Origin of the sequence: Sporofaciens sp. JLR.KK001 (assembly GCF_036941055.1) — a bacterium.
In the GTDB taxonomy this organism is placed as follows: Bacteria; Bacillota; Clostridia; order Lachnospirales; family Lachnospiraceae; genus Sporofaciens.
Map to the genome: position 1 here is coordinate 1,714,963 of NZ_JAYMNO010000001.1, position 12,815 is coordinate 1,727,777.

Annotated in this window: 9 protein-coding genes; 6 read left to right on the top strand and 3 right to left on the bottom strand. The window is 47.0% G+C overall.

Features of this window, described 5'->3' with window-relative positions:
* The first annotated feature begins 5 nt into the window (after positions 1-5).
* Genes VSQ62_RS09135 through VSQ62_RS09145 form a run of 3 tightly spaced genes read left to right on the top strand, consistent with a single transcriptional unit; the run spans position 6 to position 4,087 of the window.
* The gene (locus tag VSQ62_RS09135; protein WP_334634459.1) at positions 6-1,451 is read left to right on the top strand and encodes a TrkH family potassium uptake protein; all 1,446 of its coding nucleotides are present in this window, start codon (positions 6-8) and stop codon (positions 1,449-1,451) included.
* Positions 1,452-1,496: 45 nt separating this feature from the next.
* Positions 1,497-3,155 (top strand): CvpA family protein, encoded by a 1,659-nt coding sequence (locus VSQ62_RS09140; protein ID WP_334634461.1) that lies wholly within the window; start codon positions 1,497-1,499, stop codon positions 3,153-3,155.
* Positions 3,155-4,087, top strand: a complete 933-nt coding sequence (locus VSQ62_RS09145; protein WP_334634464.1) for an AEC family transporter — start codon at positions 3,155-3,157, stop codon at positions 4,085-4,087. Before VSQ62_RS09140 ends, VSQ62_RS09145 begins: the two co-directional genes overlap by 1 nt.
* A gap of 13 nt (positions 4,088-4,100) precedes the next feature.
* Here VSQ62_RS09145 and VSQ62_RS09150 read toward each other — a convergent pair whose 3' ends face one another.
* Both VSQ62_RS09150 and VSQ62_RS09155 read right to left on the bottom strand, forming a co-directional pair.
* Complete coding sequence (locus VSQ62_RS09150) at positions 4,101-5,309, bottom strand: CapA family protein (protein WP_334634465.1); 1,209 nt, start codon at positions 5,307-5,309, stop codon at positions 4,101-4,103.
* Between the two features lie 81 nt (positions 5,310-5,390).
* A complete protein-coding gene (locus VSQ62_RS09155; RefSeq protein ID WP_334634466.1) occupies positions 5,391-5,810 on the bottom strand; it encodes a hypothetical protein in 420 nt (139 codons plus the stop codon).
* A 272-nt stretch (positions 5,811-6,082) separates the two neighbouring features.
* Between VSQ62_RS09155 and leuS the strand changes: the two genes are divergently transcribed.
* Positions 6,083-8,512, top strand: a complete 2,430-nt coding sequence (gene leuS, locus VSQ62_RS09160; protein WP_334634467.1) for a leucine--tRNA ligase — start codon at positions 6,083-6,085, stop codon at positions 8,510-8,512.
* 102 nt (positions 8,513-8,614) lie between these two features.
* Here leuS and VSQ62_RS09165 read toward each other — a convergent pair whose 3' ends face one another.
* Positions 8,615-10,243: an AAA family ATPase gene (locus tag VSQ62_RS09165; RefSeq protein WP_334634468.1), complete on the bottom strand. Its 1,629-nt coding sequence runs from the start codon at positions 10,241-10,243 to the stop codon at positions 8,615-8,617.
* A 158-nt stretch (positions 10,244-10,401) separates the two neighbouring features.
* Here VSQ62_RS09165 and VSQ62_RS09170 point away from each other — a divergent pair, with 158 nt between their 5' ends.
* The gene (locus VSQ62_RS09170; protein ID WP_334634470.1) at positions 10,402-11,253 is read left to right on the top strand and encodes a tetratricopeptide repeat protein; all 852 of its coding nucleotides are present in this window, start codon (positions 10,402-10,404) and stop codon (positions 11,251-11,253) included.
* A complete protein-coding gene (locus tag VSQ62_RS09175) occupies positions 11,237-12,811 on the top strand; it encodes an AAA family ATPase (RefSeq protein WP_334634471.1) in 1,575 nt (524 codons plus the stop codon). The genes VSQ62_RS09170 and VSQ62_RS09175 overlap by 17 nt, the downstream gene beginning before the upstream one ends.
* Positions 12,812-12,815: the final 4 nt, after the last annotated feature.

Below are 12,815 nucleotides of genomic sequence, written 5' to 3' on the forward strand. Positions count from 1 at the left end.
AAATTATGAATACGAAGATGATACGGTATATACTGGGAAAAATGTTGGGAGTGGAGGCAGTCCTTTTGCTGCTTCCGGCGCTGGTATCTCTGGTCTATCGTGAATTTAGCGGGATCTATTTCCTGATTCCGGCGGGAATCATAGGTGTAGTATATCTTTTGTTTGGAGTCAAGAAGCCGGAGAATCGGAACATTTACGGCAAGGAAGGGATGGTCATCGTTGCCAGTGCGTGGATATTGTGGTCACTGTTCGGGGCACTGCCGTTCTCGCTGTCAGGGAGTATCCCATATTATCTGGATGCTTTTTTTGAGACGGTCTCAGGCTTCACGACCACAGGGTCTACGATTCTGACAGATATTGAGTCGCTGCCCCAGGGAATGCTGTTCTGGAGGAGCTTCACTCATTGGATCGGCGGTATGGGGGTGCTGGTATTCGTGATGGTGCTCACGACGCTGGATAAGAGGAATTCCATGTATCTGATGAGGGCTGAGGTGCCGGGGCCGGAGAAGGATAAGCTGGTGCCCAAGACCATGTCGACGGCGAGGATCCTCTACGGGATGTATTTCGGAATGACGGCGATCGAGGTGATTCTGCTGCTGTTCGGCGGGATGAATGTGTTTGACAGCCTGATCTTCTCTTTCGGTACTGCGGGCACAGGAGGATTCGCGAATTATTCGGCGAGCGTGGGACATTTTAACAGTGTGTATATTGATACAGTGATCACTGTATTTATGATATTGTTCGGGATTAACTTTAATCTGTATTATTTCCTGCTTCTGAAGGACTGGAAATCTGTCTGGAAGAATGAGGAATTGAAGACATATCTCACACTGATACTGTCAGCGGCGCTTCTGATTACCGTGAATATGAACCACATGTACCCAAACCCGTTCAAGGCGTTCCGTTATGCGATCTTCCAGGTTGCATCGATCATAACTACGACGGGATATGCGACGGCAGATTTTATCGAATGGCCGATGTTCTCGCAGTGTATGCTCATGTTTCTGATGATGGTGGGGGCATGCGCATCCTCGACAGGCGGAGGTATGAAGGTCTCCAGGGTAATGATGATGGTGAAATGTGTCAAGCGTGAGATCATGCAGATGGCGCATCCCAAATCAGTCAGCATTATCAGGATGAATGGCAAGAAGGTGGATCAGGATGTATTGAAGACTCTGTATATCTATCTGATCGCTTATCTGGGAATTGTGATCGGATCGGTTCTGCTGGTGTCTGTTGATAATATGGATTTTGGGACGACATTCAGTTCGGTATTGACTACGATGAATAATATCGGTCCGGGTATCGGGGCGGTAGGGCCAAACGGAAGCTTCGCGGATTTCTCGCCGCTGTCAAAGCTGGTATTCTGTTTCGATATGCTGGCAGGCCGTTTGGAGATATTCCCGTTCCTCATGCTGTTTACGGCTTCCGCATGGAATCGTAAGTTTTAGTATCATGTTTTGACACTGATATCATCATATAGTGAAGGAGGTATTATGAAATTAAGAAATAAATTGTTAATTGCGGTGATTCTGATCCTTGCAGCCGGATTGTATTATTATGTCACGCTGCCGGCGTTCAATTTCCACTCTTCAGATACATGGTTTTTCGTGCTGTTTTTGCTGGCGGCGGTGCTGGTGATCTATATACTGCGTAAGAAACCGGACAAGAAGGAATTGAAGAAAAGCAAGATGGTAAGATTTCTCGGTACGGTGATATTGGGAGTGGGGATTGTATATCTGTTAGGTTCACTGTTGTCTTCCCCGATCATCAACGCTAAGAAATATCAGAAGCTGCTTACTGTGAAGGAAGGAGAATTTACAGAGGATGTGGAGGAGCTTTCCTTTGACAAGATTCCGCTGCTTGACAAGGATACGGCGGAGATTCTCGGCGACCGTAAGATGGGAAGTATGGTAGATATGGTGTCGCAGTTTGAGGTGGACAGCATCTACAGCCAGATCAATTATAAGGATAATCCTGTCAGGGTGTCGCCGCTTCGTTATGCCAGCCTGATCAAATGGTTTACCAACCGATCAAACGGTATTCCGGCATATATCAGGATCAATATGGCAACGCAGACGACAGAGCTTGTGAAGCTTGAAGATGGGATTAAATATACGACCAGTGAACATCTGAACCGGAATATTTACCGGCATCTGCGTTTCGCACATCCGACCTATATCTACGGGGAGTTAAGCTTTGAAATCGACGAAGAGGGGATTCCTTACTGGATCGCTCCGGTAAAGAAGTTCAATATCGGACTGTTCGGGGGAGAGACGGTCGGAAAGGTGGTTCTGTGCAATGCGATCACAGGGGAGACGAAGACCTATGACATCAAGGATGTACCGGAATGGGTAGACCGTGCGTATTCGGCGGATCTGCTGGTACAGCTTTTCGACTATTACGGAACCTTGAAGCATGGATTCTTCAACAGTGTCTTGAGCCAGAAGGATTGTTTGAAGACGACGGACGGATATAACTACCTAGCTCTGGAAGATGATGTGTGGATGTATACAGGTGTGACTTCGGTCAATGGGGATCAGTCCAACGTAGGTTTCGTGCTGTCCAATCAGAGGACCATGGAGACGAAGTATTATAAAGTAGAAGGCGCTACGGAAGCTTCAGCTATGTCTTCGGCAGAGGGGCAGGTACAGAATCTGAAGTACAGGGCGACATTCCCGCTGCTCCTTAATATCAGCGATGAACCGACGTATTTTATCGCATTGAAGGATGATGCAGGACTGGTGAAGAAGTATGCTATGGTCAATGTGCAGAAGTACCAGATCGTTGCGATCGGCGACAGTGTAAGCCAGTGCGAGGAGAATTATCTGGAACTGCTCTTAAGCAACGGCGTCAAGCAGGTTGCGGAAGATACCAGGGAAGTGAAGAAGATCACCGGCAGGATCACGAAGATCGCACAGGCTGTCATAGACGGAACCTCTCATTACTATCTCATGATAGAGGGGGCGGAAGATATCTTTGACGTGTCGGTGGTAGAATTCCTGGATGTAGTCAGATGTGAGGCCGGACAGAAGGTTGCTCTGGAATACAAGGTGGATGAGCGTGCGAATCTGGTGATGTCTCTTGAGGTCCTGGACGGGAATCAGGAAGGAACTCTTGAGCATGCAGGAGAACAGACAGAGGAAGAAGACTGATGGAATTAAGCATATTATTGGTACAGCAGATAGCGGCGATGTTCCTCACGATGGCAGTAGGTTATGCCATCGTGAAGATCGGCCTGTTTACGGTGGAGGACAGTAAGGTCATCTCGAATGTGGTTGTCTATATCTGTTCTCCCTGTGTGGTCATTGACTCTTTTCAAATTGAGCTGACACCGGATAAGATCAGAGGGCTGCTCCTGTCGATCGCGGCGTCGGTCGCGGTTCATATCCTGATGCTTGCCGGGATCAGGCTGGCGGAGAAGCCGCTTCATTTCAACGGGATAGAGAAGGCATCTATCATATATTCGAATTCTGGATATCTGATCATCCCGCTGGTGGCGGCCGTACTGGGCAGCGAGTGGGTATTCTATACGACGGCGTATATTATTGTCCAGACTATACTGGTATGGACCCATGGCATCAGCGTGGTCAATCAGCAGCAGACGAAGGATTACAGGCAGATATTCCTGAATCCGAATCTCATAGCCATTGTGATCGGTGTCCTGCTCTTTGTTATGGAGATACGCCTTCCGGTGGTGATCGGAAGCTGTGTCAGCGGATTTGGAGATATGATCGCTTCTGCAAGTATGCTGGTCATCGGTATGGTAATCGGTAAAGTGGATCTGCTGTGGGTATTCCAACAGAAGAGGCCGTATCTGATCTGCATGTTCAGGCTGGTCGTATTTCCATTGATCGTTGTGTTCGCCTTTGCTTTCGTCGGACGATTCCATGTCCATCCGGATGCAGAGTATATACTTATGATCGTGTTGCTGGCGGCAGCGGCGCCGGCCGGCGCCATCATCACACAGCTTGCCCAGATCTATAACAAGGATTCTATGTATGCGAGCGTGATCAATGTGATGTCGGTGGTTTTCTGTATCATTACGATGCCGCTTATGACTTTATTATATGAGACAATATTTTAGATAATAGGATACTTTACCATTGGCTATATTGTTCTATCTTATTCAGGATCCGCTGTTTCTCATCTCCGTCCAATATAGTGGGGCAGTAGTCGTTATAGCCGCTGGCGGAGGAGAGGGAGCAGGGAATAATGTTGATGTTCTCATCCTTCTTGACTTTCCCGTCTTCGATGGTGAAGGTCTGCTGAAATATCATGGTGTCCTTATCCTCCGGGTTGGAATTGCCTCCGAAACAGAAATTCCCCAAGCTGTAAGCGATGTATTTGTCCTTATAACGCTCGATGCCCTGCAGAACATGGGGGTGATGTCCGATTACCAGATCTGCCCCCTCATCAATGGCGAGATGTGCCAGGTTCTTCTGAATATCTGTGGGAGTATATTCTCGCTCATTCCCCCAATGGAAATTGACGATGACGAGTTTCGCGCCGGCTTCTTTCAATGCGGTGATATTCTCCTTCACCTGCTGCTGCTTCTCAAGATGGTCGGCAAGCTCGTAGATGCCGGTTAAGCCGACCTTGACGCCCTTGATCTTAAGGATCTTGGCGCGCTCATAGCCAAAAGTGGAAACCTTGGAATTCTCTAAGGCGCTGATGGTATCGGTGTAGCTGGACTCACCGTAATCCTTGCTATGGTTGTTGGCCATATTGGCTGCTTCTACGGAGCTGTCTGAGAGGATAGCGGCGAATTCAGGAGGCGCCTTGAATGCGAATTGCTTCTCCTGGCGTTCGTCGGAAGCCGTAAGCGTCCCTTCCATATTCACGATGGACAGATCGTCGTTCGTAAGTACCGGACGGACATTCTGGAAGAAATAATCCGGTCCCTGGGCGTCGAAGTAGGCGTTCAGGCTGGCGGAATAGTCGAAATTCACATCCGTTCCAAGCGTACAGTCCCCCATGGAGCTGACGGTGATGGTGACGGTCTGCCCCTGGTCTTCATCAGAGCCAAGGGTCAGTTCTTCGATCTGAACCTTGGAGGTGTCGATCTTCTCTCTGGAACTGCCGGAATCGGCCCCAGCTTGTGCCCCGGTCTCCGGCTTTGGCGTCTTCTTCCAGGAAGACAGGATAGCTCGGACACCCCAGGTGAGAATGAAACATAGACAAACCAAAAAAGAGGCACACAAAATAATGCGGATCTTAAGAATACGGCGGCGCCGTTCCCTCCTGCGTTTTGCCTCCCGGATGCTGTTTTTATTTGGATTATGCGGCGTCTGCCGCGGATTTCTCATAGTGTTCATCTTTTGATACCGAAAAGGCAGTCCATGAGGACTGCCTGATACTCTTCTGAAAATTCAGATAACCGCAGATAATTACAAATAATTACAGCCCTCTTCGCTGACTAAGGAAATATCCTTCTTATCGGCGCTAAGGCTTACAAAGAACTCAATACCGCATTCTGCAGAGATCTTCTTCAGTCTTTCGACAAATTCAGGCACATTGCTCATGGAAATATCAGCATGCTTCAAAATACCGTCGATAAAGATGCATTCAACATCATGGTTCGAACTATACATACCGTATAAGAAACCAATGTACTCGTCGGTATTCGTGATGGAGGTGAAATCATCCATACAGATGGTACGGATGTCAAATGCAACGCTTGCGGTATCCCGGTGGGTCTTCTTGATAAATACTACATTACCGTTGCATTCCTTTACCTTTTTGTTAGCGAGCTCAATCATCTGCTGTGTCTTGCCACTGCCTTTAGGGCCAGTCAATAAATTTACCATCGTAAACCTCTCCTTTATGTATCATAATTTACTGAAATTATCAGTACGATCTGCTTATTATTCATTATACACTAAAGAGAGGAGAGGAACAACCAAAAATATCACTTTTATAAAGGAAAATACTACTTGACTTATTTTGGCATTCTTCTTATAATAAGTAAGGAATTCGATTGTGAGCCTTTTCGTCTCTCAGGCAGGGGGGATGGGAAGGCTTTTTATACCTAAATGCGGAGTGCGGTTTGACAGGCTCCGGGAAAGAGAGGAAGTAAGATATGTCTAAGATCCCTTATAACCATAAGGCAATCGAGAAGAAGTGGCGTGAGAACTGGGAGAAGAACCCGGTGAATGTCAAGGTGGGTGCAGACGGCAGGGAGCGTCAGAAGTACTACTGTCTGGATATGTTCCCGTATCCGTCAGGAAATGGTCTGCATGTAGGACACTGGAGAGGTTATGTGATCTCTGATGTGTGGAGCAGATATAAGCTGCAGCAGGGATATTATATTATCCATCCTATGGGGTGGGATGCGTTCGGTCTTCCGGCTGAGAACTACGCCATCAAGATGGGTGTTCATCCGGCGATATCTACCGCTGAGAATGTGAAGAATATCAAGAAGCAGATCAATGAGATCGCGGCCCTCTATGACTGGGACCGGGAAGTGAATACAACGGATCCTGAATTCTATAAATGGACTCAGTGGATCTTCGTGAAGATGTTCAAGGAGGGGCTTGCCTATGAGAAGGAATTTCCGATCAACTGGTGCCCGTCCTGTAAGACAGGCCTTGCCAATGAAGAGGTAGTCAACGGCAAATGCGAACGCTGCGGCGCGGAAGTGACGAAGAAGAATCTGCGTCAGTGGATGCTTAAGATCACTGCATATGCGGAGCGTCTGCTGAATGATTTGGATAAGCTTGACTGGCCGGAGAAAGTTAAGAAGATGCAGTCTGACTGGATCGGCAAATCTTACGGTGCAGAAGTAGAGTTCCCGATAGACGGACGGGAAGAGAAGATCACGGTCTACACTACCAGACCGGATACTCTGTACGGCGCTACATTCATGGTTCTGGCGCCGGAGCACGAGCTGGCGAAGAGCCTGGCGACAGATGAGACCAGAGAAGCCGTGGAGAAATATATCTTCGAAGCTTCCATGAAGTCTAATGTGGACCGTATGCAGGATAAGGAGAAGACGGGCGTATTCACCGGAAGCTACGCTGTCAATCCGCTGAATGGGGAGAAGACGCCGATCTGGCTGTCAGACTATGTACTGGCGGATTACGGTACAGGTGCGATCATGTGTGTTCCGGCCCATGACGACCGTGACTTTGAATTCGCGACCAAGTTCGGCATTCCGATCGTTCAGGTCATCGCAAAGGACGGCAAAGAGATCGAGAATATGACAGAAGCTTATACGGAGGCAAGCGGAACCATGATCAATTCCGGCGAGTGGAACGGTATGGAGTCGGCGGACCTTAAGAAGGAGGCGCCTCATATAATAGAAGAGAGGGGAATCGGCCGGGCAACCGTGAATTATAAGCTGCGTGACTGGGTATTCTCCCGTCAGCGTTACTGGGGCGAGCCGATTCCGATCGTGCACTGCCCTGACTGCGGTAATGTTCCGGTGCCGGAAGAAGAGCTGCCGCTTCGTCTGCCGGAGGTAGAGTCCTATGAGCCGACAGGAACAGGGGAGTCTCCGCTTGCCGGAATTGAGGAGTGGGTCAATTGTAAGTGTCCGGTGTGCGGCAAGCCTGCCAAGCGCGAGACGAATACCATGCCTCAGTGGGCAGGTTCCTCCTGGTATTTCCTGCGCTATGTGGACAATCATAACGACAAGGAACTGGTATCCAGGGAGAAGGCAGACGCAATGCTTCCGGTAGATATGTATATCGGCGGCGTAGAACATGCGGTGCTTCATCTTCTGTACTCCCGTTTCTATACGAAGTTCCTGTGCGATATCGGCGCGGTTGATTTCGACGAGCCGTTCCAGAAGCTTTTTAACCAGGGGATGATCACCGGCAAGAACGGGATCAAGATGAGCAAGTCTAAGGGGAATGTGGTATCTCCGGATGATCTGGTAAGGGATTACGGCTGTGACTCTCTTAGGATGTACGAGCTGTTCGTGGGACCGCCGGAGCTGGATGCCGAGTGGGATGACCGCGGGATCGACGGCGTGAATCGTTTCCTGAAGCGTTTATGGAATCTTGTGATGGACAGTAAGGATGCGGATATCAAGGCGTCTAAGGCTATGATCAAGGAACGTCATCGTCTGGTATGTGATATTACGAAGCGTCTGGAAGGCTTCAGCCTGAATACAGCGATCTCCGGGTTCATGGAGCACAATAACAACCTGATCGAGATTGCGAAGAAGGAGGGCGGCGTCGACAGGGAGACTCTGTCAACTATGGCAGTGCTGCTGTCTCCGTTTGCACCGCATATCGCAGAGGAGATCTGGGAGCAGCTCGGGCATGAGGGAAGTGTATTTACAGCCGGATGGCCGACTTATGATGAAGAGCTGATGAAGGATGACGAGATCGAGGTTCCGGTACAGATCAACGGCAAGACGAGAGCCGTGATCTCTGTGGCGGCGGATATCTCTAAGGAAGATGCGATCGCAGCCGGGAAGGCGGCGATTGCAGATAAGCTGACAGGGAATATCGTGAAAGAGATCTATGTTCCGAAGAAAATCATTAATATTGTGCAGAAATAATTCTACCTGTATGGTTGGAACGTTGTTCAAATGTATAAGAAAAGACTGGGATGCAGACAGTTTATCTGCATCCCAATGAAAAATACGGGTATTTTCACACTCTTATACTACAACTTCTAGGATTGTTTTACCATTACAATGAATCTCTTTCATCCCTGTCTTTTTATTTTTGTTAAAGTTGAAGCTTAAGAGATAACCTTTATCCAAGGCATAGTCATCCAGATATCTTACCAGTTGCAATTCTCCGCGCCGATTATACTCTTCTCCATGCCAGATCTTCATTTCAACCACCTGTTGTTGTCCAAGGTAGTCGATCACTACATCTGTCCGGCGCAGATCTCTGGTGCGGGCCTCAATATAGTAATTTCCCACGCCATTAATAATTGGTTTTAAATATGTCAAAAAAATGCGCCGTCCATGTTCCTCCAGAAAAGATACATCACTGTCTCCATAAATCTCTGTAAAATGAATCATGAATTTCTTCATTACCAGATCCATGTTCAAAATACCGCCGGATGTAAATTGATTTCTGTCAAAACTTGCGGTATCTGCCAGCTTATTTTCTGCTATATCCTCTGAGAGATAGCGGTTGTATAACCGTGTTTCAAAGATACGATTGGACACTGCAACAAGCCCGTCTTCGTTTTTCAAATAACCAAACATCGTTCCCAGATTTATTGCATGCTCATCCGGGCTGTACGGAATCTTTTTCCCGTTGAACAGGATCAGGCGAATGATGTTATCCAGTTCTCTTGAATCAGAGAGTTTCTTCCCCATATCGTCAAACAGAGTATTCTGTTCGTTCAGGAGTTGTTTTACTGCATCCAAGATAGTATCGTTCGTCCATTTGTAATATCTGTTGTCGGGTGCTTCATTTAAGCGCGTGGCAGAAGATACAGATTGCCCAGATGACTCTACAGTAGCTTCCTCAGCTAATTGACAAATACGGGATACCAGAAAAGGATATCCTCCTGTATAATCGTAGATTAACTGTGCAATAGCGTCTATATCCATGATCGCGTTCCTGTCATCCTTATATTCAGTCAGCATCCCGGCGATATCCTTTGGAGAAAAATTCATATCTACTGTAAATTTTGCAGCAATGTTCCACGGACTATTGTATATAGATTCTTTACCTTTTTTTATCTTTAGTTTCAAATTTTTGATATCATATACACCTGCAAGAATCACGGAACGGAAGGTTGGCCGACTTCTTCGTTTCATATACTTATCCCGCAGCATTCCAAGAAAATCTAGAAAAACCTCCTGATTTGAGGCCTGGTCAACCTCATCAATAATGAAAATGACAGGTTTTTCGGATTCTTTGCAGATCAATGAGAAGAAGTTGGAAAGAGTGCGAAGATCCGGTCTTGCATCATTAAGGCTCATGCGATAACATTCTGTTTGAATCACATCTGAAACTTCACTGGTTTCCCCGTAATAGATCACATCATAGAGCAGTCCGTATACTTTGCGGCAGAACGACCATTCGTCCTTGTATGAGGAACTCCCCAGCCCTTCAAAGCTGATGGAAAAGATCTGATATACAGAAGAGAATCTTTGCGCCAGCATATGAAGGGTGGTCGTCTTGCCATATTGCCTTGCCCGGTTCATAACGAAATACTTCCCGTCATCAATTAATGTCTGAATCTGTTCCAGACGGTTATCGATATTTACCATATAATGTTCATCCGGATAGCAGAGTCCATCCACATTGAATCGTTTTCCCATGCGTTACCTCCCAAGTTATATCCTGTAATGATATCTTCATTATAGACATTTTTTGCCTGGGTGTAAACATTGAAAAATTCTTTTCAGATTTACAGGATTGTGTTAGTATGAGGATATGTAAATCTATTGGTCTAAGAATCAGGAGGAGGTATTTCCAGATGGAGTTGGAGGTAAAGAGAAGAAAAACACAGATATATATACAGCAAGGGATTGGAGTGGGGATCATTGTCCTTGCCGCTGTCTATCTTTTTTACATGACGTTACGGATAGAATCTTACTATTTGCTGATGGCGTTTGGCAGAGGGGTTTTATTTCTTACGAATATCAGCATCGGTATTGTCTATATATTGATCGTGGTGATCGGCGCCCTTGTTATGCGGTTTGCCGCCGTTAGGCTTCATTCAATCCTCACGAAAGAATGTGATCCATACCTATACGAGGCATGTATCAGCGGACAGAGCCGCCTGGTATTCAAGGACAGGCTGCTTGCGAACCTGGCGCTGGCACAGCATTCCCAGGGAGATTATGAACGTGCATGGAGGACGCTTCAGGAGATCAATGTTCATAGAATTAAGGGGGCTTTCCGTGCCAATTATTATATCCTGTTGTCGGACCAGTATTTCAGGCGGGGGATGGGAGAGCAGGTGAGAGGGCTGGAGGAAGCATTTCGCCATAGTATCAGAGGGAAGAGGGATCAGAAGTTTTTTGAGATGCTCTGTGCGGGGAATAATCTTACCAGGGCGCTTGAGAACAAGGATTATCAAGCAGCGGCAGAATTCCTGCAGAAGAGGATCGAACTGAACGGGACGGTATCGCATACCTGGATGTGTGTGGGATATGCGTTCAAAGAAGCACAGATTTACCTGGGGTTGGGGGAGAAGGAGAGCGCCCGGATGAAGCTTGAGTATGTGGCTTTAAACGGCGGGCGGATGTGGATTGCGACGGAGGCACGGCGGCTGCTGAGTAATGATATGAATGAAGGGGAGGAAATGCATGGGAACCTATCTTAATCCCGGTAATCAGGGATTTGACGGAATCAGGAATGATATCTATGTGGACAAAAGCGGTCTGATCGGCCTGGTCAATCAGACCATCAATACACCCCGGAGACTTACCTGCATCAGCAGGCCCCGAAGGTTCGGCAAATCTTTTGCGGCGCAGATGTTGTGTGCGTATTATGACAGGACATGTGATTCTTCCAAGTTGTTTGAAGATCTCGAGATAGCTCAGAGTCATAGTGAAGGCTATGAAACATATCTTAATGAATTTGACGTGATTTATCTTGATATTACGAATATCATGGGTGAGGCCGGCCAGGAAGGGGTTATTTCCTTTATCAAACGTAAGGTAACAGAAGAGCTCTTGACTGTATATCCCCAGCTTAAGACAGATGAATCCTTCTCCACAACGCTGATCAACGCAGTGGAATTGACCGGGAATAAATTTATTGCGATCATAGATGAATGGGACGCTCCTATCCGGGAGACGCCGGAAGTAGCCAGTCAATATCTGGCATTCCTGCGTACGTTGTTTAAAAGCAGCGGTACTACGGCAAGGATATTTGCGGCGGCGTATATGACGGGGATTTTACCTATTAAGAAGGATGGTTCACAGTCGGCAATCTCGGATTTCCATGAATTTTCGATGGTCAGTCCGATGGAATATGCCCGATATGTGGGATTTACCGAGGAGGAAGTAGAAAGCTTATGCAATGAATATCATCGGGATTTTGAGGGAATGAAGAGATGGTATGATGGTTATGTGCTTGATGAGGCAGGATATGTTTATAATCCGAATTCAGTTATGAAAGCGATCCGCAGCAATAAATTTCATTCCTATTGGACAGAGACTTCTGCTGCGAAAAGTCTGATGGGATATATTAGTCTGGATTTTGACGGTTTATCAGTAACGATTGCGAAATTGCTGGGCGGTATCAGTGTTCCGGTGGATACGAATGGTTTCGCAAATGATCTGTCTACTTTTCAAAATCAGGATGATGTACTTACGTTGTTGATTCATCTTGGCTATCTTGCTTATGATGAAGAGACAGGGAAGGTACGTATTCCAAATGAAGAAATCCGGTTGGAGTTCGCCAGGGCAATTCGTGAAGTGAAACGTGATGATACGATCCGGCGTGTTCAAGAAAGCGAGCAGTTGATCTATGATACGGTCCATAAAGATGCGGACGCCGTGGCTGCGCAGGTCCAGAAGATCCATATGGAGGAATCTGCAATACTCTTTTACAATGATGAGCAGGCGCTTCGCAGTGTTATCAAGCTGGCTTATTTCAGTTACAGAGATCATTATATTAAGTTTGAAGAACTGCCGGCCGGGGAAGGCTATGCCGATATTGTATATCTGCCAAAGAAAGCGTCGCCTATGCCCGCGTTGGTTGTTGAACTGAAATGGAAGCAGTCGGCGAAGGGTGCGATCGACCAGATCAAAGAGAGAAGCTACCCATCTGCGTTAAGCGGCTATGGCGGGCGGATATTGTTGGTTGGTATCTCTTACGAAAAAGACGCTTCAAAGAATAAGCACAGACATACGTGTGTGATTGAAGAAGTATAGTTTC

Coding starts and splice junctions, on each gene's coding strand:
- VSQ62_RS09165 (WP_334634468.1), bottom strand. CDS start 10,243: ATGGGAAAACGATTCAATGTGGATGGACTCTGCTATCCGGATGAACAT.
- VSQ62_RS09155 (WP_334634466.1), bottom strand. CDS start 5,810: ATGGTAAATTTATTGACTGGCCCTAAAGGCAGTGGCAAGACACAGCAG.
- VSQ62_RS09140 (WP_334634461.1), top strand. CDS start 1,497: ATGAAATTAAGAAATAAATTGTTAATTGCGGTGATTCTGATCCTTGCA.
- leuS (WP_334634467.1), top strand. CDS start 6,083: ATGTCTAAGATCCCTTATAACCATAAGGCAATCGAGAAGAAGTGGCGT.
- VSQ62_RS09175 (WP_334634471.1), top strand. CDS start 11,237: ATGGGAACCTATCTTAATCCCGGTAATCAGGGATTTGACGGAATCAGG.
- VSQ62_RS09150 (WP_334634465.1), bottom strand. CDS start 5,309: ATGAGAAATCCGCGGCAGACGCCGCATAATCCAAATAAAAACAGCATC.
- VSQ62_RS09135 (WP_334634459.1), top strand. CDS start 6: ATGAATACGAAGATGATACGGTATATACTGGGAAAAATGTTGGGAGTG.
- VSQ62_RS09145 (WP_334634464.1), top strand. CDS start 3,155: ATGGAATTAAGCATATTATTGGTACAGCAGATAGCGGCGATGTTCCTC.
- VSQ62_RS09170 (WP_334634470.1), top strand. CDS start 10,402: ATGGAGTTGGAGGTAAAGAGAAGAAAAACACAGATATATATACAGCAA.